Below are 22,924 nucleotides of genomic sequence, written 5' to 3'. Positions count from 1 at the left end.
TTATTGCGCGGGTGGGTGTGGTGCGCGCGCCGAGATGGATGAGTCGTCAATTGTCGACCGGTCAATTAAAGATGGTGCTCTGACCGTAGATCGTTGAGTGCCTTGGTGGTGAGGCTGTCTGCCGATGGCGGGGAACTCGGGTCGCCTCGGTGCACCGTCTGGGTAGGGTGGGGCAGTGCCCGAGCTGAAGCAGCTGCATGCTGGTCATGCCCCGGCGGTCCTGGCCTTCGAGCTGGCGAACCGTGCGTACTTCGCCGCCTCGGTTTCCGACCGCGGCGACGACTTCTTCGACCGGTTCGCCGACCGGTTCGACGCCTTGCTGGCCGAGCAGGACGCCTGTATCTGCGCTTTCCACGTGCTCGTCGACGAGGACGGTTCGATACTGGGCAGATTCAACCTGGTCGATATCGAGGATCGCGCTGCGGAACTTGGCTACCGGGTCGCGCAGCACGTCGCCGGCCGTGGTGTGGCGACCGCGACCGTTCGGGAGTTGTGCCGGTTGGCGGCGTCGCGGCACGGGTTGTGCACACTGCGGGCGGCCGCCGCCCACGCGAATGTCGCGTCCCGGAAGGTGCTGACCAAAGCCGGGTTCGTCCCGGTCGGCCCAGCCGACTCGGCCGACGTCGGCGGCAAGCCGGGCAACTGGTATCGGCGCGACTTGGTACTTCAGGGATAGTCCGCGGTTTTGTCGGCCGTCAGAGCCATGTGACGATCGCGAGGGTGATCAGCGCGGCGAGGCCCCCGAGCCCACCGAGGGCCGCGCACCGACGCCCCCAGCCGCACTCCGCCCAGGCCCGCCTGGTACTCGACGGTGCGGACCACATCCGTCATCGTGTAGCTCTTCTTCGCCGGGCGCACCGCGACGCGGTAGGTGCACACCTGGCTGAACCGGCGACGGGTCAGCAACTCCTGCCACTGCTGGCCAGGGCGTGCGGCGCCGACGAAACGGTCCGCAGCCCCGCACGGACCCCGGGCGGCCCTACCAGGTGATCCGGAGCTCGGCGAAGCCGCCCGACAACTGGCCCTCCTTCAGGCGGAGTTGCTCCACCGGAAGTTCCGGGCGCAGCTCCGGGAGGCGGGTGAACAGCTTGGTGAACATCGTCGTGAGTTCCAGGCGTGCGAGGGGGGCGCCGATGCAGTGCCAGATGCCGTGGCCGAAGGTCAGATGCGGATTGGGGGTCCTGGTGGCGTCGAATTCCTCCGGCCCGGTGAACGCCCGCTCGTCGAAGTTGGGCAGGCCGAGGTCGAACAGGACCAGGTCACCGGACCGTATCGTCACCCCGCCGAATTCCATGTCTTCGCTGGCGTAGCGCGGCGGCAGGACCGACCCGCCGGCCCGGGCGGTCCGCAGCACCTCCTCCACGGCACGGGTCATCACGTCGGGGTCGGCCAGCGCTGCCGCGCGCTGGGCGGGGTGGGCGGCCAGCAGCACCACGCCGTTGTCCATGATGCTCGCGACGCTGTCCAGCCCGGCGAACAGCAGCCCCATGGCCAGGTGTGCCACGCGGTCCTCGGGCAGCTCGCCGTCGTTCAGCCGGGAGATGATGTCGGGGCCGGGCTCGGCCCGCTTGTGCTCGACCAGCCCTTCCACGTACGCGAACAGGTCGCCCTGTGCCCGCATGGCGCTCTCGCGGTCGTCCAGCTTGGCGATGCCGGACAGCAGTCTGGTCAGCTCCGTACGGCGCTGCGGCGGCACTCCGATGACCTCGCAGAGGACCGTGAGGGCGAACGGCACGGAGAGCTCGCCGTGCAGGTCGCCGGGCGGCCCCTGGGCGATGAACGCGTCCAGCAGGGTGTCCGCGACCTCCTCCACCTTCGGCTGCATCTCCCGCACCCGCCGGGCCGAGAACAACGGTGTGAGCAGGCGGCGGGTCTCGGCGTGCTGCCGACGCCCGGTCTCGGCGTCGGCGTCGCTGATCAGCAGGTCCAGGAAGGGACTGCGGACGTACTGCGCGGCGGAGGCCGGGTCGGGGTGCGTGCGGCCGATGCGCTCGTCGTGCAGCAGCTGCTTGAGCTCTGCGTGGCGGGTCACCAGCCACGCGTCGTCCCCGGCGGGTGTGCGCACCCGGTGGATCGGCCCCCGGTCCTGCAAGGCGCGCAGCAGCGGGCTCAGCTCCAGCATCTTGGGCGGTTCGAGGTTGAGGCGGGGCAGGTCGTGGGAGGCAGGGCAGGTCATGGGGAGGCCCCTTACATGTACATGTGCTTCGTGAGGTGACGGGTAAGGGGGACGCTAGCCACGTCGGGACCGGGAAAACCCTACATATGGCCCGCCGTGGCGGCGGTCGTGCGGACCGGTGGAGGGCGGCAGCAACTAGGGAAACCCGCAGTCGACCTTGGGGAAGATGGCGGGGAAACGGTCGGACGTGCGTGTCGGCGCTCTGTGCCCCAGGTCCGGCATACCCCCGAGCGATTGGCGTCCTGATGTCGAACGAGGAGAAGCTGCGCGAGTATCTGAAGCGCGCGATTGCGGACCTTCACGAGACTCGTCAGCAATTGGACGAGACGGAGGCGAAGCAGCGCGAGCCCCTCGCGATCGTGTCGATGGCCTGCCGCTTCCCCGGGGGCGTCCGTTCGCCCGAGGAGCTGTGGGAGCTGCTGCGCGACGGCGTCGACGCGGTCTCCTCCTTCCCCCGCAACCGCGGCTGGGACCTGGAGGCGCTCTACCACTCCGACCCGGCCCACCAGGGCACCAGCTATGCGCGCGAGGGTGGATTCCTGCATGACGCGGGCGAGTTCGACCCGGGCTTCTTCGGGATCTCGCCGCGCGAGGCGCTCGCCATGGACCCCCAGCAGCGGCTGCTGCTGGAAACCGCGTGGGAAGCCGTGGAGCGGGCCGGTATCGACCCGGAGTCCCTCGCGGGCAGCCGCACGGGTGTCTTCGTCGGCACCGGGCACGGAGGGTACGACGCCGAGGGCGGGCGGCGCGCCGACGAGGTCGGCGGGCACTTGCTGACGGGCAATCACATCAGCATCGCCTCCGGCCGGATCTCCTACGTCCTGGGTCTGGAAGGCCCCGCACTGACCGTGGACACGGCCTGCTCCTCGTCGCTGGTCGCGCTGCACCTGGCGATGCATGCGCTGCGGCGCGACGAGTGCACCATGGCCCTGGTGGGCGGTGCGACCGTGATGTCCACGCCGCAGATGTTCGTGGAGTTCTCTCGCCAGCGCGGGCTGGCCCCCGATGGCCGCTGCAAGCCGTTCGCCGCCGCCGCCGACGGCACCGGCTGGAGCGAGGGTGTCGGACTGCTGCTCGTCGAGCGGCTCAGTGACGCCGTACGCAACGGCCATCCCGTCCTCGCCGTGCTGAAGGGCTCGGCCGTCAACCAGGACGGCGCGTCCAACGGCCTGACCGCCCCCAACGGCCCCTCGCAGCAACGCGTCATCCGCCAGGCGCTGACCGGCGCGGGCCTCGCCGCCTCGGACGTCGACGCGGTGGAGGCGCACGGCACCGGCACCACCCTCGGCGATCCCGTCGAGGCGCACGCCCTGCTGGCCACCTACGGGCAGCAGCGCCCCGCCGACCGGCCGGTGCTGATCGGCTCCATGAAGTCCAACATCGGGCACACCCAGGCCGCCGCCGGTATCGCCGGCGTGATGAAAATGGTCCTGGCGATGCGGCATGGCCACCTGCCCAGGACCCTGCACCTGGACGAGCCCACCGGGCACGTCGACTGGAGCGAGGGCAACGCCAGGCTCCTCGCGGAGCCCGAGCCCTGGCCGAGCGTCGGCCGGCCGCGCCGCGCCGCCGTCTCCTCCTTCGGCATCAGCGGCACCAACGCCCACGTCATCCTGGAACAGGCGCCCGCCCAGGAGGCCGATCCGGCACCCGAGTCGGCCAACGGGCCCGCCGCCCGGCCGGGCGCGCTGCCCTGGATCCTGTCCGCCCGTACCGAAGGGGCCCTGCGCGCCCAGGCCGAACGCCTCGGCCGCCACCTAAGGGACCGCGCCGACCTCGCACCGGCCGCCGTCGCCCACGCGCTCGCGGACACCCGGACCCTCATGGAACACCGCGCGGTACTCGTCGCGGGCGACCGGGAGGGGTATCTGCGCGGCCTGGACGCCCTCGCCGCGGGCCGCACCGCCACCGGCCTGGTCAGCGGCGTCGCCGCCCAGGCCACCACCGCGTTCCTCTTCGCCGGGCAGGGCTCCCAGCGGCTCGGCATGGGGCGCGAACTGCACGCCGCACACCGGGAGTTCGCCACCGCCTTCGACGCGGTGTGCGCCGCACTCGACCCGCACCTGGACCGGCCGCTGCGCGAGGTCGTCTTCGCCGAGGAAGGCAGCGCCGAGGCCGCCCTGCTCGACCAGACCGCCTACACCCAGGCCGCGCTCTTCGCCCTGGAAACCGCCCTGTTCCGGCTCGTCGAATCCTGGGGCGTGGCACCCCCGTTCCTCGCCGGGCACTCCATCGGCGAGGTCACCGCCGCCCACGTCAGCGGCGTGCTGACCCTCCAGGACGCCGCACGGCTGGTCGCCGCGCGCGGAACCCTCATGCAGGCGCTGCCCGCAGGCGGCGCCATGGTGGCGGTCCAGGCCACCGAGGAGGAGATCCGCGCCCGTCTCGCCGGCCAGGAGGACCGGGTCTCCCTCGCGGCCGCCAACGGGCCCGATTCCACCGTCATTTCGGGCGACGAACAGGCCGTCATCGAGATCGCGGCCCACTGGGAGGCGCAGGGCCGCCGCACCAAGCGGCTGCGGGTCAGCCACGCCTTCCACTCCCCGCACATGGACGGCATGCTGGAGGACTTCCGGCGCGTCGCCCGCGGTCTGACCTTCCACGCCCCCCGCATCCCCGTGGTGTCCACGGTGACCGGCGCGCTCGCCACCGAAGACGAACTGCGCTCGCCCGACTACTGGGTGCGGCAGGTCCGCGAAGCCGTCCGCTTCTGCGCCGCGGTGCGCACCCTCGAAGCCGAGGGCGTCACCACCTTCGTGGAGATCGGCCCCGGCGGCGTCCTCACCCCCATGGTCCAGGACTGTCTGACCACCCTCGACGAGCCCGTTCTCGTCCCTCTGCTGCGCACCGGCCGCCCCGAAGCCGTCGCCGTCACCGAGGGCGTCGCCACCGCCTTCGCACACGGCGTCCGCGTCGACTGGCCCGCACTCTTGGGCGCGCCCCACGCCGCCCCTGTGGAACTGCCCACCTACGCCTTCCAGCGCCAGTGGTACTGGCTGGACCCGGCCGACGACGAGGGGGAGGCGGCCGCCGCCGAAGCGGGCGAGGCCGGATTCTGGGCGGCCGTCGAACGCGAGGACCTCCAGGAGCTGTCGGCCGTCCTGGCCATCGACGGCAGCGAAGCGGACTCCCTCGGCAGCTTCCTGCCCACCCTCTCCTCCTGGCGCAGGCAGCGCCGGACCCAGGCCGCCGCGGACCGCTTGAGCTACCGCACCCACTGGGCCCCGCGGTCCGCCTCCCACGGCACCTCCGCCACCGGTCACTGGCTCGTCGTCGTGCCCGACGGTGCCGCCGACGACCCGTGGACCGCCCGCCTCCTGGACACGCTGCACGACCAGGGCCTGCACACCGACGTACGCGAACTGCCCGCCGACCACGAGCCCGACGCCTGGCCCGACACCCCGGTGGACGGCGTGCTCTCCCTCCTGGCCTTCGACGAGCGGCCCCACCCGCTCCTGCCCTCCGTGCCACGCGGTCTGGCCGCCACCACCACACTGCTGCGTGCCCTGGAGGGTGCGGGCATCCAGGCACCGCTGTGGTGCGTGACCCGCGGCGCCGTCGCCGTCGACCGGCACGAGGCGCCCAAGAGCCCCTTGCAGGCACAGATATGGGGCCTGGGCCGGGTGGTCGCCCTGGAGGCCCCGCAGAGCTGGGGCGGGCTCGTCGACCTGCCCGACACCCTGGACGGGCGGGCCGTCTCCGCGCTGCTGAGCACCCTCGGCTCGCAGGAGGACCAGGTGGCGATCCGCCCGGCCGGGGCCTTCGCCCGCCGACTGGAACGGACCGTACCCGGCGGCGACAACGGCGCCCAGTGGAGCACCCACGGCACCGTCCTGGTCACCGGCGGCACCGGTGCCCTCGGCGCGCACCTCGCCCACTGGCTGGCCGACGCCGGAGCCGAACACCTCGTGCTCACCGGCCGCCGCGGCCCGCAGGCCCCCGGTGCACCGGAACTCGCGGCCGCCCTCACCGACCGGGGCGTCAAGGTCACCCTCGCCGCCTGCGACGCCGCCGACCGCGATGCTCTGGCGGCCGTCCTCGCGGACATCCCGTCGCACCTGCCGCTGACCGGCGTCGTCCACGCCGCGGGTGTACTGGACGACGGCGTACTGGCCGCGCTCACCCCCGAGCGCTTCGAGACCGTACTGCGCCCCAAGGCGACGGCCGCGCAGAACCTGCACGAACTCACCCAGGACCTCGACCTGGACCACTTCGTGCTGTTCTCCTCGATCGTCGGCGTCCTGGGCAACGCCGGACAGGCCAACTATGCCGCCGCCAACGCCTACTTGGACGCCCTCGCCGAACACCGCCTCGGGCAGGGGCTCCCGGCCACCTCCGTGGCCTGGGGACCCTGGGCCGGGCGCGGCATGGCCACCGACAGCGACGCCGCCGACCGGATGAGCCGCGACGGACTGCTGCCCCTGGCCGCGGCCCCCGCGCTCGCCGCCCTGCGCCAGGCCCTCGCCCAGGGCATGACGCAGGTGACCGTGGCCGACATCGACTGGAGCGCATACGCCCCCGCCCTGACCGCCGTCCGCCCCAGCCCCCTCATCGGCGACCTGCCCGAGGCACGCCGCGCGCTCGGCCCCGCGGCCGGCCCGCGCCGGGAACGCTCTCCCCTGCGCGACCGGATCGGCGCACTGCCGCCCGCCGAACAGGAACAGTCACTCCTGACCATGGTGAGGGAGGAGGCCGCGAGGGTACTGGGACACCCCTCACCGGACACCGTCGATGCCCAACGCGCCTTCCGCGAGCAGGGGTTCGACTCACTGATGGCCGTCGACCTGCGCAACCGGCTCTCCGCCGCGACGGGCCTGCGACTGCCCGCCACCCTGCTGTTCGACCACCCCACCGCCCTCGCGATCGCCGCCTACCTGCGCGCCGAAGTCCTGGGCGCGGCGGGGCCCGCCACGGTCGTCCAGGCATCGGCCGCCGCCCTCGACGAACCGGTGGCGATCGTCGGCATGGCTTGCCGCTTCCCCGGCGGCGTGAACTCACCCGAGGCCCTCTGGCGGCTGCTGGCCGAGGGCGGCGACGCCATCACCCCCATGCCCGCCGACCGGGGCTGGGACCTGGACCGGCTCTACCACCCCGACCCCGACCACCAGGGCACCAGCTACGCCCGCGGCGGCGGCTTCCTGGACGGCGCGGCCGACTTCGACGCGGACTTCTTCGGCATCTCGCCGCGCGAGGCCCTCGCGATGGACCCGCAGCAGCGGCTGCTCCTGGAGACCACCTGGGAGGTGCTCGAACAGGCCGGGATCGACCCGGAGTCCCTGCGGGGCAGCAGCACCGGTGTCTTCGCGGGCACCAACACCCAGGATTACGGCACGGTCTTGGACGCGGCACAGGACGAAGCCGGCGGACACCGGCTCACCGGCAATGCGATGAGCGTCGTCTCCGGCCGGGTCTCCTACACCTTCGGCTTCGAGGGACCGGCCCTCACGGTGGACACGGCGTGCTCGTCGTCGCTGGTGGCCCTGCACATGGCGGCGCAGGCCCTGCGGCAGGGCGAATGCTCCCTGGCGGTCGCGGGCGGTGTGACGGTGATGGCCACCCCGTCCTCCTTCGTGGAGTTCGCCCGGCAGCGCGGGCTGGCCCCCGACGGCCGCTGCAAGCCGTTCGCGGCGGCCGCCGACGGCACCGGCTGGAGCGAGGGCGTCGGCCTGCTGCTCGTGGAACGGCTCGGCGACGCCCGCCGCAACGGCCACCAGGTGCTCGCCGTGCTGAAGGGCTCGGCCGTCAACCAGGACGGCGCGTCCAACGGCCTGAGCGCACCCAGCGGCCCGTCCCAGCAGCGGGTGATCCGACAGGCCCTGGCGAACGCCCAGGTGGCCGCCTCCGATGTCGACGCCGTGGAGGCACACGGCACCGGCACCACGCTCGGCGACCCGATCGAGGCCCAGGCACTGCTGGCCACCTACGGCCAGGAGCGGCCGCCGGAGCGGCCGCTGCTGCTCGGCGCGGTGAAGTCCAACCTCGGGCACACCCAGGCCGCCGCCGGTGTGGCGGGCGTGATGAAGATGGTGCTCGCGATGCGGCACGGCATGCTGCCGCGCACCCTGCACATCGACGAGCCCACCGGGCACGTCGACTGGACCGCGGGCGCGGTCGAGCTGCTCACCGAGCACACGGACTGGCCCGAGACCGGCCACCCCCGGCGCGCCGCGGTCTCCGCTTTCGGCATCAGCGGCACCAATGCGCATGTGGTGCTGGAGCTGCCGGCGGCTGAACCGTCTGCGGCTGAACTGCCTACGGCTGAACCGCCGGTCACTGTGACCGACGCGCCCGCCGCCTCCGACGGGACGGCGCCGCTGCTGCTCTCCGCCAAGAGCGAGAGCGCCCTGCGCGCCCAGGCGGCCCGGCTGCACGCCCACCTGGAGCGGGACCCCGCGCTCCGGCTCACGGACGCCGCGTACACGCTGATGACCCGCCGTACGGCCTTCGCCCACCGCGCGGCCGTCCGCGCCGTCGACCGTGAAGCCGCGCTGCGCGCCCTGACCGCCCTGGCCGCGGGCGAGGCCGATCCCGCCGTGGACACCGGCACCGTCCACACCGGCCGGGACGCCGTCCTCTTCTCCGGCCAGGGGTCGCAACGCATCGGCATGGGCCGGGAGTTGTACGGCCGCCACCCGGCGTTCGCGGAGACCTTCGACGCGGTCTGTGCCGCCCTGGACGCGCACCTGGACCGCCCCCTGCGGGACGTCGTCTGGGGCGAGGACGCGGAGCTGCTGAACCAGACCGCCTACGCCCAGGCCGGGCTGTTCGCCATCGAGGTGGCCCTGTTCCGGCTCGTGGAGTCCTGGGGAGTGCGGCCGCGGTACGTGGCCGGACACTCCGTCGGCGAGATCGCCGCCGCACACGTCGCCGGGGTGTTCTCGCTGGCCGACGCCTGCGCGCTGGTGGCGGCACGCGGACGGCTCATGCAGGCCCTGCCCGCCGGCGGCACCATGGCCGCGATCCGGGCAACGGAGGACGAGGTCCTGCCGCATCTGACCGACGGCGTCTCGATCGCGGCCGTCAACGGCCCGTCGTCGGTCGTCGTCTCCGGTGCCGAGGACGCCGTGGGCGCCATCGTCGCGCACTTCGAGGGGGAGGGCCGCAAGACCACCCGGCTGCGGGTCTCGCACGCCTTCCACTCGCCGCTCATGGACCCGATGCTGGCCGACTTCCGCGCCGTCGCCGAGGGCCTGTCCTACGGCGAGCCGGAGCTGGCCGTCGTCTCCAACGTCACCGGCGAACTCGCCACCCCGGACCAGCTGCGTACCCCCGAGTACTGGGTGAGCCATGTCCGCTCGGCGGTGCGTTTCGCGGACGGGATACGGGCGCTGGCGGCGGAAGGGGTGACGCGGTTCCTCGAACTCGGCCCGGACGGCGTGCTGTCGGCCATGGCCCGGGAGTCGGCACCGGACGACGCGGTGTTCACCCCCGTACTGCGCAAGGACCGCCCCGAGGCGGAGACCCTCCTCGCGGCCCTGACCCGACTCCACGTCCACGGCACCGAGATCGACTGGACGGCATTCCCCGCCGCCCGCGATGCGCATGCCGTCGACCTGCCCACCTACGCCTTCCAGCACCAGCGGTTCTGGCCGACCCCCGACCACACCCGCACCGGTGACCTGGGCGCCGTCGGCCTCGCGGCGACCGGACACCCGCTCCTCAGCGCCGCCGTGGAACTGTCCGACGGCGAGGGCCTGTTGTTCACCAGCCGCCTCTCGCTCCAGACCCACCCCTGGCTCGCCGGGCACGTCGTCATGGGCTCGGTCCTGCTGCCGGGCACGGCCTTCGCCGAACTCGCCCTCCGCGCCGCCGACGAGGCGGGCTGCGACCGCGTCGACGAACTGACCCTGGCCGCCCCGCTCGTCCTGCCCGAGCACGGCGGCGTACAGCTCCAGCTGCGGGTGGGCCCCGCCGACGAGTCCGGCCGCCGCACCCTGACCGCCCGCTCCAGGGCGGAGGGCGACGGCGACCGCCCGTGGGTCCAGCACGCCACCGGCGTCCTCGCGGAGGCAGCAGGGCGGTCGACGGCCGAACCCGGTCACGACTTCCACGCCGAGTCCTGGCCGCCCGCCGAGGCCACGCCCGTCGAACTGGCCGACCTCTACCCGGACTTCGCCGCGCGCGGATTCGACTACGGTCCGCACTTCCAGGGGCTGCAAGCCGCCTGGCGCCGAGGCGACGAGGTGTTCGCCGAGGTCGCCCTGCCCGCCGACGCAGAGGGCGACGCCGCCGCGTACGGGCTCCATCCGGCGCTGCTCGACGCCGCCCTGCACGTCGTCGCGTTCAACGGAGTGGACCGCGGCGTCGTGCCGTTCTCCTGGGAGAACGTCGCGCTGCACGCCACCGGCGCCTCGGCCGTACGGGTCCGGGTCGTCCGGCACAGCGGCGACACGGTCTCCGTCGACGTCGCCGACACCACCGGTGAACCCGTCGCCTCCCTCGGCACGCTCGTCCTGCGCGCGGTCTCCGCCGACCAGGTGGCGGGCGGCGCGAACCCGGTCGGTCGCGATGCGCTGTTCCGCGTGCAGTGGAACCCCGTACGCCTGCCCCCGGCCGGGGCCGCGGAAACCGTGGCGACGCTCGGCTCCCTGGCCGGCGCACCGTTCGACGGCTACCCGGACCTGGCGTCCCTGGCCCGGTCCGGTCGCGTGCCGGACGCGGTGCTGGTACCGGTGGAAGGCGGTTCCGGCGAGGCGGATGCGCCGTCGGACGAGGTGGTGGCGTCGACGCACGCCACGGCCGCCCGGGCGCTGGACCTGGCCCGGTCGTGGCTGGCCGATGAGCGGTTCGCGGCCTCGCGCCTGGTGTTCGTGACCCGTGGCGCGGTGTCCGGTGCGGATCTCGCGGGTGCGGCGGTGTGGGGTCTGGTGCGCTCGGCACAGTCGGAGCACCCGGGCCGCTTCGGTCTGGTGGACCTGGACGCTGATGCCGAACTGTCCCTGCTGCCAAGGGCGTTGGCGTCGAATGAGCCGCAGCTGCTGGTGCGCGGCGGTGAGGTGCTGGCGGCGCGGCTGGCCCGGGCGCAGTCCTCGCACACGGTGACCTGGAACCCGTCCGGCACGGTGCTGGTCACCGGTGGCACGGGTGGTCTGGGGCGCGTGATGGCGCGGCACTTGGTGGCGGAACACGGGGTCCGGAGCCTGCTGCTGGTCAGCCGCCGTGGTCCGGCCGCCGAGGGCGCCGAGGAGCTGGTGGCGGAGCTGCGGCACAGCGGTGCCGAAGTGGCCGTCGAGACCTGTGATGTCACCGACGCGGCGGCCGTGGCCGACCTGGTGGCCCGCCACCGGATCGGCGCGGTGGTCCATACGGCCGGTGTCCTGGACGACGGTGTGGTGGAGTCGCTGACGCCGGAGCGGCTGTCGGCGGTGCTGCGTCCGAAGGTGGATGCGGCCTGGAACCTGCACGAGGCGACCAAGGACCTCGACCTGGACGCGTTCGTGGTGTTCTCGTCCGTGGCGGGCACGATCGGCAGCCCCGGTCAGGCCAACTACGCGGCGGGCAACGCCTTCCTGGACGCCCTGGCGCACCACCGTCGGACCGTGGGTCTTCCGGCGGTGTCGCTGGCATGGGGCCCCTGGTCCCAGGACGGCGGTATGACCGGCACCCTCACCGAAGCCGACCTCCAGCGCATCGCCCGCCAGGGCATGCCCGAACTCACCCCCGCACAGGGCGTGGTCCTCTTCGACGCCGCGCTGGCGGCCGGTGACGCCCACCTGCTCCCCGTACGTTTCGACCTCGCGACCCTGCGCGACCAGGGCGAGGTGCCCCCGCTGCTGCGCGGTCTGATCAGGACCCGCGCCCGGCGCTCGGCGGTCGGCGGTTCGGCCGCGGTGGCCGGCCTGGTGGGACGCCTGAGCGGACGGGGAGCGGTGGAGCGGCGCGAGGCGCTCCTGGACCTGGTACGGGCCCAGATCGCGGTCGTCCTGGGCCACGCGAACCCGGAGACGATCGAGTCGACCCGCGTCTTCCAGGACCTCGGCTTCGACTCCCTGACCGCGGTCGAACTCCGCAACCGCCTCAACAACGCGACCGGCCTGCGCCTTTCGGCCACCGCCGTCTTCGACTACCCCACGGCGGACGCGCTCGTCGACTTCCTGCTGGACGAGCTGTTCGGCGCGCAGGAGGCGGCCGAGCTGTCGGCGCCGATGCCGTCACCGGCGGGGGTGGCCGACGACCCGGTCGTGATCGTCGGCATGAGCTGCCGCTACCCGGGCGGTGTCGGCTCGCCCGAGGACCTGTGGCGCCTGGTGTCGGAGGGTGTGGACGCGGTGTCCGACTTCCCCACCGACCGCGGTTGGGATGTGGAGAGCCTCTACAACCCCGACCCCGAGGCGCTCGGTACCTCGTACACCCGCTCCGGTGGATTCCTCCACGAGGCGGCGGAGTTCGACCCCGAGTTCTTCGGGATGAGCCCGCGCGAGGCGCTGGCGACCGACGCCCAGCAGCGGCTGCTGCTGGAGACGACCTGGGAGGCCATCGAGCGGACGGGCATCGACCCGGCGTCGCTGCGGGGCAGCCGTACGGGCGTCTTCGCGGGCGTGATGTACACCGACTACGGCGACCTCCTCGTCGGCGACCAGTTCGAGGGCTACCGCAGCAACGGCAGCGCGGCCAGCATCGCCTCGGGTCGCGTCTCGTACACCTTCGGTTTCGAGGGTCCGGCGGTGACGGTGGACACGGCGTGCTCGTCGTCCCTGGTCGCCCTGCACTGGGCGGCGCAGTCGCTGCGCTCGGGCGAATGCTCGCTCGCGGTCGCGGGCGGGGTGACGGTGATGTCCACACCGACGACCTTCGTCGAGTTCTCCCGGCAACGCGGACTGTCGGCCGACGGCCGCTGCAAGGCGTTCGCCGAGGCGGCCGACGGCGTCGGCTGGGGCGAGGGCGTCGGCATGCTCGTCCTGGAGCGTCTGTCGGACGCACGGCGCAACGGGCACCGGGTGCTCGCGGTGGTGCGGGGCAGTGCGGTGAATCAGGATGGTGCGTCCAATGGTCTGACGGCGCCGAACGGTCCGTCGCAGCAGCGGGTGATCCGGCAGGCGCTGGCGAGTGCGGGTCTGTCGGCGGCGGATGTGGACGCGGTGGAGGCGCACGGTACGGGTACGACGTTGGGCGACCCGATCGAGGCCCAGGCGCTGCTGGCCACGTACGGTCAGGAGCGGTCGGAGGATCGGCCGCTGCTGCTCGGCTCCGTGAAGTCCAACATCGGCCATGCGCAGGCGGCTTCGGGTGTTGCCGGTGTCATCAAGATGGTGCTGGCCATGCGCCACGGCGTCCTTCCGCGGACGCTGCATGTGGATGCGCCGTCGTCGCACGTCGACTGGAGCGCCGGTGCCGTCGAGCTGCTGACCTCCGAGGCCGCGTGGCCGCAGGGCGAGGGTCCGCGCCGCGCGGGCGTCTCCTCCTTCGGCGTCAGCGGGACGAACGCACATGTGATCCTGGAGCAGCCCGAGCCGGACGAGGACGATGCCGCACCGGACGCCTCGGTGACCGAGCCCGGCGCGCTGGCCTGGGTCCTCTCCGCACGGAACGAAGCCGCCCTGCGCTGCCAGGCCGCGCGCCTGATGTCCCTGGTCGCCGGCAGTGCCGCGCTGTGCGCGCGGGACATCGGCCACTCGCTGGTGACCGGGCGGTCGAGCTTCGCCCACCGTGCGGTGGTGTGGGGCCAGGACCGCGACGCACTGGTGCGCGCCCTGTCCGCACTCGCGGTGGGCGAGGCCGACGCCGGTCTGGCGGAAGGCTCGTCCGGCGCGGGGAGGACGGCCTTCCTGTTCTCGGGCCAGGGGTCGCAACGGCTGGGCATGGGATGGGAGTTGTACGCACGCCATTCCGTGTTCGCGGACGCTTTCGACGCCGTCTGCGCGTCCTTGGACGAGCACCTGGAGCGCCCCCTGCGGGACGTGGTCTGGGGCGAGGACGCGGAGCTGCTGAACCGGACCGCGTACGCCCAGGCCGGGCTGTTCGCGATCGAGGTGGCGCTGTACCGCCTGGCGGAGTCGTGGGGCCTGCGCCCGGACTTCGTCGCGGGGCATTCGATCGGCGAGGTCGCCGCGGCCCATGTGTCGGGGGTCTTCTCGCTGCCGGACGCCTGTGCGCTGGTGGCGGCCCGAGGGCGGCTGATGCAGCAACTGCCCTCCGGCGGGGCGATGATGGCGATCCGGGCGACGGAGGACGAGGTCCTTCCGCATCTGACGGACGGCGTCTCGCTCGCGGCGATCAACGGCCCGTCGTCGGTCGTGATCTCGGGCGCCGAGGACGCGGTGCTGGCCATCGCGGCGCACTTCGCGGGGGAGGGGCGCAAGACCACCCGGCTGCGGGTCTCGCACGCCTTCCACTCGCCGCTGATGGAACCGATGCTGGAGGAATTCCGCGCGGTGGTGACCCGGCTGTCCTTCGGCACGCCGACGATCCCCGTCGTGTCCAACCTGACGGGCCGCCTCGCCGAGCCCGAACAGCTCGCCCACGCCGACTACTGGGTCCGGCACGTCCGCGAGGCGGTGCGTTTCGCCGACGGGATCGAGGCCCTGCGGGCGGAAGGGGTGACACGGTTCCTGGAGCTCGGCCCGGACGGTGTGCTGTCCGCCATGGCCCGGGAGTCGGCACCGGACGACGCCGTGCTCGCTCCCGTACTGCGCAAGGACCGGCCCGAGGAGACGGCACTGCTGGGCGCCCTGGCGCAGCTGTACGTCCGGGGTGTGAGCATGGACTGGACGGCGCTGTTCGCCGGTTCGGGGGCGCGGTGGGCGGATCTGCCGACGTACGCGTTCCAGCACGAGCGGTTCTGGCCGTCGGGCGGTGTGGCGCGGCCGGGCGATGTACGGTCCGCGGGCCTGGGCTCGGCCGGGCACCCGTTGCTGGGTGCGGCGGTGGAACTGGCGGGCTCGGGTGGCCTGTTGTTCACGGGCCGGCTGTCGGCGTCCGCGCACCCGTGGCTGGCGGACCATGTGGTGCGGGGCTCCGTCCTCGTACCCGGCACGGCGCTGGTGGAAATGGTGCTGCGGGCGGCCGACGAGGTCGGCTGTGATCTCCTGGACGAGCTGACCCTCGCCGCACCGCTGGTGCTGCCCGCCTCGGGCGCCGCGATCCAGGTGCAGGTGGGGGTGGGCGAGCCCGATGCGGCGGGCCGCCGGCCGGTCTCGGTCCATGCACGGGAGGGCGAGGCCCCCTGGACGCTGCACGCCAGTGGAGCGGTGACCTCGGGCGCCACGGTGACCTCCTTCGACGCCACCGTATGGCCGCCGAAGGGCGCGGAGCCCGTGGACGTGGCGGACTGCTACGACGTACTCGCCGATGCCGGGCTCACCTACGGCCCGGCCTTCCACGGCCTGCAAGCGGCCTGGACGCTGGGTGGGGACATCTACGCCGAGGCAAGGCTCCCCGAGAGCACCGACGGCGACGCCTACGGTCTGCACCCCGCGCTCTTCGATGCCGCACTGCACGCGTCGGTGCTGGGCGGCGCGGAAGCGGGCGGAGTCCCGTTCTCCTGGGCCGGCGTGTCTCTGCACGCCTCCGGCGCCGCGCACCTGCGCGTCCGCATCCGCGAAGCGGGCGGCGCGCTGTCGGTCGCGATCGCGGACACGTCCGGTGCGCCGGTCGCCTCGGTGGAGTCGCTGGTGGTCCGTCCGCTCTCGGTCGGGCAGGTGCAGGCCGCCGACCGGGACGCCCTCTTCAAGGCCGACTGGGTCCCCGTACCGCTCACGGACGAGCGCGTCGAGCTGGGCACCGGCCCGGAGGGCGAGCCGCTGCGTACCTGCGCGGATCTGGACGCCCTGAAGAGCCCGGCGGTGCCCGGGACGGTCCTGGTCGCGCCGCCTTCCGGCGCTGCCGCGACGGTGGAGTCCGTACACGTCGCGGCCGCCTGGGCGTTGGAGATGGTGCAGTCGTGGCTGGCCGACGACCGGTTCGCCACCTCGCGCCTGGTGTTCGTGACGCGCGGCGCGGTGTCCGGTGCGGATCTCGCGGGTGCGGCGGTGTGGGGTCTGGTGCGGTCGGCGCAGTCGGAGAACCCGGGCCGCTTCGGTCTGCTGGACGTGGCAGACGATGCCGAACTGGCCCTGCTCACGGGCGCGTTGGCGTCGGACGAGCCGCAATTGCTGGTGCGTGGGGGTGAGGTACTGGCGGCTCGGCTGGCTCGGGTGCAGTCGTCGCACGCGGTGAGCTGGGATCCGTCCGGCACGGTGCTGATCACCGGTGGGACCGGTGGGCTGGGTCGTACGGTCGCCCGGCACCTGGTGGCGGAGCACGGGGTGCGGAGCCTGTTGCTGGTCAGTCGTCGTGGTCCGGACGCCGAGGGTGTTGAGGAGTTGGTGGCCGAGCTCAGGGGCAGCGGCGCCGAAGCGGTGATCGAGGCGTGTGATGTGAGCGACGCGGCGGCTGTGGCCGACCTGATCGCCCGGCACCGGATCAGTGCGGTGGTGCATACCGCGGGGGTCCTGGACGACGGCGTGGTGGAGTCGCTGACGCCGGAGCGGCTGTCGGTGGTGCTGCGTCCGAAGGTGGATGCGGCCTGGAACCTGCACGAGGCGACCAAGGGCCTGGATTTGGATGCCTTCGTGGTGTTCTCGTCCGTGGCGGGCACCTTCGGCAGTGCGGGTCAGGCGAACTACGCGGCGGGCAACGCCTTCCTGGACGCCCTCGCACAGCACCGCCGGGCGGCGGGTCTTGCGGCGGTGTCGCTGGCGTGGGGCCCCTGGTCCCAGGACGGCGGCATGACCGGCACCCTCACCGAAGCCGACCTTCAGCGCATCGCCCGCCAGGGCATGCCGCCGCTGACCGCCGAGGAGGGCCTGGCCCTCTTCGACGCCGCGCTCGGCAGCGCCGAACCCATGGCGCTCCCCGTCCGCCTGGACCTCGCGGCGCTGCGGGCACAAGGCGAGCCCCAGCCGCTGCTGCGCGGCCTGATCCGGTCGAGGACCCGCCGGTCCGGCGCCGCCGCGGCGTCCGGCATCGTGCAACGCCTCGCCGGGCTGTCCACGGCGGAACGGCGCGAGGCGCTGCTCGATGTCGTACGTGCCCAGATCGCGACGGTCCTGGGCCACGCGAGCCCGGAAACGATCGCCCCCGACCGGGCCTTCCAGGACCTCGGCTTCGACTCCCTGACCGCCATCGAACTCCGCAACCTGCTGGGCAAGGCCACCGGGCTGCGGCTTCCGGCAACGACCGTGTTCGACTACCCGACGGCCGATGCCCTGGCGGGCCATCTCCTCGACGAGCTGTTCGGCGCGGAGGCGGAGACGGACACCGGGACGTCCCTCCCGGTGTCCACCCTGCCGTCCCTGACGGACGATCCCGTCGTGATCGTCGGCATGAGCTGCCGCTTCCCCGGCGGGGTCGCCTCGCCGGAGGACCTGTGGCGCCTGGTGGCGGACGGTGTGGACGCCGTCTCCGACTTCCCGACCGACCGCGGCTGGGAGATCGACGACACCTACGACCCCGAGCGGGAGGGCGCCATCGCCACCCGCTCCGGTGGATTCCTTTATGACGCGGCCGAGTTCGACCCCGAGTTCTTCGGGATGAGCCCGCGGGAGGCCCTGACCACCGACGCCCAGCAGCGGCTGCTGCTGGAGACGACCTGGGAGGCGCTGGAGCGCGCCGGTATGGACCCGGCCACGCTGCGCGGCAGCCGTACCGGCGTCTTCGCCGGCGTGATGTACCACGACTACTCGACGCTGCTCTCCGGGCGCGAGTTCGAGGGCTACCAGGGCAGCGGCAGCGCAGGCAGTGTCGCCTCGGGCCGGGTCTCCTACACCTTCGGTTTCGAGGGTCCGGCGGTGACGGTGGACACGGCGTGCTCGTCGTCCCTGGTCGCCCTGCACCTGGCAGCGCAGTCGCTGCGCTCGGGCGAATGCTCGCTGGCGCTCGCGGGCGGTGTGACGGTGATGTCCACACCGCTGACCTTCGTGGAGTTCTCCCGCCAGGGCGGACTGTCGGCGGACGGCCGCTGCAAGGCGTTCGCCGAGGCGGCCGACGGCGTCGGCTGGGCCGAAGGCGCCGGAATCCTGGTGCTGGAGCGCCTCTCCGACGCACGCCGCAACGGGCACCGCATCCTCGCGACGGTGCGGGGCAGTGCGGTGAATCAGGATGGTGCGTCCAATGGTCTGACGGCGCCGAACGGTCCGTCGCAGCAGCGGGTGATCCGGCAGGCGCTGGCGAGTGCGGGTCTGTCGGCGGCGGATGTGGACGCGGTCGAGGCGCACGGTACGGGTACGACGTTGGGCGACCCGATCGAGGCCCAGGCGCTGCTGGCCACGTACGGTCAGGAGCGGTCGGAGGATCGGCCGCTGCTGCTCGGCTCCGTGAAGTCCAACATCGGCCATGCGCAGGCGGCTTCGGGTGTGGCGGGTGTCATCAAGATGGTGCTGGCGATGCGGCATGGTGTGCTGCCGCGGACGCTGCATGTCGACGAGCCGTCATCGCACGTGGACTGGAGCGCCGGTGCCGTCGAGCTGCTGACCTCCGAGGCCGCGTGGCCGGAAGGTGCTGGGCCGCGCCGAGCAGGCGTCTCCTCCTTCGGCATCAGCGGCACCAACGCGCACGTCATCCTGGAGCAGCCCGAACCGGACGCGGCCGAAACGGAGTCGATCAGCGCGGAATCGATCACGCCCGACACCGCACCGGTCGCGGCCGAGGGCGAGACCGCCGAATCCGGGACGCCGGTGCCCGTACTGCTGTCCGGCAGGAGCGCATCGGCGCTGCGGGCCCAGGCGGCACGGCTGCTGTCCCGTCTCGACGCCGATCCCGGGCCGCGACTCACGGACGTCGCCTACTCCCTCGCGACGGGCCGCTCGGCCTTCCAGCACCGCGCGGTGATCCTCGCCGCGGACCGTGCGGACCTGCTGCGCGCGCTGTCCGCCCTGGCCGAGGGCCACACCGAGGCGCCGGCCGTCGTGGCACAGGACCGTGCCCGCTCGGGCAAACTGGCCTTCCTCTTCTCCGGCCAGGGATCCCAACACCTCGGCATGGGCCGGGAGTTGTACGGTCGCTACCCGGCGTTCGCGGAGGCCCTCGACGCGGTGTGCGCCGCTCTGGACGCGCACCTGGACCGCCCCCTGCGAGACGTCATCTGGGGCGAGGACGAAGAACTGCTGAACCGGACCGCGTACACCCAGACCGGGCTGTTCGCGATCGAGGTGGCCCTGTTCCGCCTGCTGGAGTCGTGGGGCATGCGCCCGGACCAGCTGCTGGGGCACTCCATCGGAGAAATCGCCGCGGCCCATGTGGCCGGCGTCTTCTCCCTCCCGGACGCCTGCGCCCTGGTGGCGGCCCGAGGCCGTCTGATGCAGCAACTGCCGCCCGGCGGAGCGATGATGGCGATCCGGGCGACGGAGGACGAGGTACATCCGCACCTCACGCAGCAGGTGTCCCTCGCGGCGGTCAACGGCCCCTCGTCGGTCGTGGTCTCCGGCGCCGAGGACGAGGTGCTCGCCCTCGCGGCGCACTTCGAGGCGGAAGGGCGCAAGACCACCCGGCTGCGGGTCTCGCACGCCTTCCACTCACCGCTCATGGAGCCGATGCTGGCCGACTTCCGGGCCGTCGCCGACGGCATGACCTATGCCGCACCGCGCATCCCCGTGGTCTCGAACGTCACCGGCCTGCCCGCCACCGCGGAGCAGCTGTGCTCCGCCGCATACTGGGTCGGCCACGTACGCGAGGCCGTACGGTTCGCCGACGGGGTCGGCGCGCTCCGCGAGCAGGGCGTCACCACGTTCCTGGAACTCGGCCCCGACGGCGCGCTCTCCGCGCTCGCCGCCGAATCCGCCGCCGATGAGTCCGTACTGGCCCCCGTACTGCGCAAGAACCGCCCCGAGGCACCGGCCCTGCTCACGGCCCTCGCGCGACTGCACGCCCACGGCACGCCGGTCGACTGGTCCGCCGCCTTCGCCGGCACGGGTGCGCGGTGGGTGGACCTGCCGACGTACGCGTTCCAGCACGAGCGGTTCTGGCCGTCGGGCGGGGCGGCGCGCGCGGGCGATGTACGGTCCGCGGGCCTGGGCTCGGCCGGGCATCCGTTGCTGGGTGCGGCGGTGGAACTGGCGGGCTCGGGTGGCCTGTTGTTCACGGGGCGGCTGTCCCTGTCCTCGCACCCGTGGCTGGCGGATCACATGGTGCTGGGCTCCGTCCTGGTGCCCGGCACGGCCCTCATGGAACTGGTACTGCGGGCCGCCGACGAGGTGGACTGCGCCGCGGTGGACGAACTCACGCTCGCCGCGCCGCTGGTCCTGCCCGCATCGGGCGCCGCGATCCAGGTACAGGTATGGGTGGGCGAGCCCGATGACGCGGGCCGCCGGCCGGTCTCGGTGCATGCACGCGAGGGCGAAGGCACCTGGACGCTGCACGCCAACGGCGTCCTGGCGCCGGCGGCCGGGGCGGTGTCGTTCGATGCCGTGGTATGGCCCCCGCAGGGTGCCGAGCAACTGGACGCGGCGGGCTGCTACGAGCGGTTCGCGGACGCCGGATTCGCCTACGGCCCGGTGTTCCAGGGCCTGCGGGCGGCCTGGAAGCTCGGCGAGGACATCTACGCCGAGGTCGCACTCCCCGACGGCACGGACGGCAGCGCCTACGGCCTGCACCCCGCACTCTTCGACGCCGCGCTGCACGCGGCGCTCCTGGGCGGCGAGGGAACGGACGAAGGAGCCGTCCCCTTCTCCTGGAACGGAGTGACACTCCACGCCACCGGCGCCTCCCAGGTGCGGGTACGCATCCGTCCCACCGAAGGCGGTATGTCGATCGCCCTCGCGGACACCGCCGGTGCGCCGGTCGCCTCGGTGCAATCCCTGATCGCACGTCCGATCACCGCCGGACAGTTGCAGACGGGCGACCGCGACTCCCTTTTCACGGTCGGCTGGACCGCCCTGCACCTGACGGACGAGCCCGCGCACTCCCTCGCCCTGCTCGGCAAGGACACCGAGGGCATCCTCAACGCACTCTCCCTCCCGCCCCACGCGGACCTCGACGACCTCGCGGCGACGGGCGCCCACGACACCGTGCTCGCCCCGCTACCCACCCGGACCGCCGGAACGGCGGAATCCGTCCATGCCGCCACGACCGGGGCCCTGGACCTGATCCAGTCCTGGCTGGCCGACGACCGGTTCGCCACCTCGCGCCTGGTGTTCGTGACGCGCGGCGCGGTGTCCGGTGCGGATCTCGCGGGTGCGGCGGTGTGGGGTCTGGTGCGGTCGGCGCAGTCGGAGAACCCGGGCCGCTTCGGTCTGCTGGACGTGGCAGACGATGCCGAACTGGCCCTGCTCACGGGCGCGTTGGCGTCGGACGAGCCGCAATTGCTGGTGCGTGGGGGTGAGGTACTGGCGGCTCGGCTGGCTCGGGTGCAGTCGTCGCACGCGGTGAGCTGGGATCCGTCCGGCACGGTGCTGATCACCGGTGGGACCGGTGGGCTGGGTCGTACGGTCGCCCGGCACCTGGTGGCGGAGCACGGGGTGCGGAGCCTGTTGCTGGTCAGTCGTCGTGGTCCGGACGCCGAGGGTGTTGAGGAGTTGGTGGCCGAGCTCAGGGGCAGCGGCGCCGAAGCGGTGATCGAGGCGTGTGATGTGAGCGACGCGGCGGCTGTGGCCGACCTGATCGCCCGGCACCGGATCAGTGCGGTGGTGCATACGGCCGGTGTCCTGGACGACGGTGTGGTGGAATCGCTGACCCCGGAACGCCTCTTGGCGGTGCTGCGTCCGAAGGTGGATGCGGCCTGGAACCTGCACGAGGCGACCAGGGACCTGGACCTGGACGCCTTCGTGGTGTTCTCGTCCGTGGCGGGCACCTTCGGCAGTGCGGGTCAGGCGAACTACGCGGCGGGCAACGCCTTCCTGGACGCCCTCGCACAGCACCGCCGGACCGCGGGTCTGCCCGCGACCTCGCTGGCATGGGGCCCCTGGTCCCAGGACAGCGGCATGACCGGCACCCTCACCGAAGCCGACCTGCAGCGCATGACCCGCCACGGCATGCCGCCGCTGACCGCCGAGCAGGGCCTGGCCCTCTTCGACGCCGCGCTCGGCAGCGCCGAACCCATGGCGCTCCCCGTCCGCCTGGACCTCGCGGCGCTGCGGCGGCAGGGCGACATCCTCCCGTTGTTGCGCGGCCTGATCCGTACCCCGGGCCGACGCGCGGCGGCGGCCGCGGCGGAGGGCGACACCGCTGCCGCCTTCGCTCAGCGCCTGACCGACCTGTCGGCGGCAGAAGGGCGCGAGGTCGTACTGGGCGCCGTACGCGGTCAGATCGCGGGTGTCCTCGGACACGCCGAAGCCGCCGACATCGACCAGGACCGCGCCTTCCTGGACATCGGTTTCGACTCCCTCACCGCGGTCGAACTGCGCAACCGCCTGAGCGCCCTCACCGGAATCCGCCTGCCGGCGACCCTGCTCTTCGACTACCCGACGCCGGCAGAGCTCGTCGACCACGTCCATGCCCGGATCGCACCCGAGCCGACCGTCGGCCCGGAGGCACTCCTGGGCGAACTCGAAAGGGTGGAGAGGGCCTTCGGCGGACTCGACATCACGGAGGAGATGCACGAGCAGATAGCCGGCCGTCTGGAAGTCCTCAGGGCCAAGTGGAACGCCCTGCGGAACACGGCCGCGGCAGCCGGGCACGACGGTTCCCCGTCCGACGAGGACTTCGACTTTGAATCCGCCTCCGACGAGGACGTCTTCGACCTGCTCGACAACGAACTCGGGCTGTCCTGACCTGGAGGAACGGCGGCGCCCCCCGACCGGCTTCGTGCCGGGCGGGGGGCGCCGTTCGTGCCGACGG

At 73.0% G+C, this 22,924-nt stretch carries 3 protein-coding genes; 2 read left to right on the top strand and 1 reads right to left on the bottom strand.

Annotated features, from left to right (window positions below; all coding sequences use genetic code 11):
• Nucleotides 1–175: 175 nt before the first annotated feature.
• Nucleotides 176–676, top strand: coding sequence for a GNAT family N-acetyltransferase (locus tag B1H19_RS05095; RefSeq protein ID WP_083103425.1), 501 nt, complete (start codon nucleotides 176–178; stop codon nucleotides 674–676).
• Between the two features lie 303 nt (nucleotides 677–979).
• On the opposite strand, the gene B1H19_RS05090 is transcribed toward B1H19_RS05095, so the two are convergent.
• On the bottom strand, nucleotides 980–2,176 hold the full coding sequence (locus tag B1H19_RS05090; RefSeq protein WP_083103424.1) for a cytochrome P450: 1,197 nt from the start codon (nucleotides 2,174–2,176) through the stop codon (nucleotides 980–982).
• A gap of 191 nt (nucleotides 2,177–2,367) precedes the next feature.
• Here B1H19_RS05090 and B1H19_RS05085 point away from each other — a divergent pair, with 191 nt between their 5' ends.
• A complete protein-coding gene (locus tag B1H19_RS05085) occupies nucleotides 2,368–22,857 on the top strand; it encodes a type I polyketide synthase (protein ID WP_472573292.1) in 20,490 nt (6,829 codons plus the stop codon).
• Nucleotides 22,858–22,924: the final 67 nt, after the last annotated feature.

Source organism: Streptomyces gilvosporeus (genome assembly GCF_002082195.1).
In the GTDB taxonomy this organism is placed as follows: domain Bacteria; phylum Actinomycetota; class Actinomycetes; order Streptomycetales; family Streptomycetaceae; genus Streptomyces; species Streptomyces gilvosporeus.
Note: the sequence above shows the minus strand (reverse complement) of the source record. Positions and strands in the feature narration are given on the sequence as shown.

Excerpts from the sequence above, each read along its gene's own strand:
- B1H19_RS05090 (WP_083103424.1), bottom strand. The coding sequence starts at position 2,176 with ATGACCTGCCCTGCCTCCCACGACCTGCCCCGCCTCAACCTCGAACCG.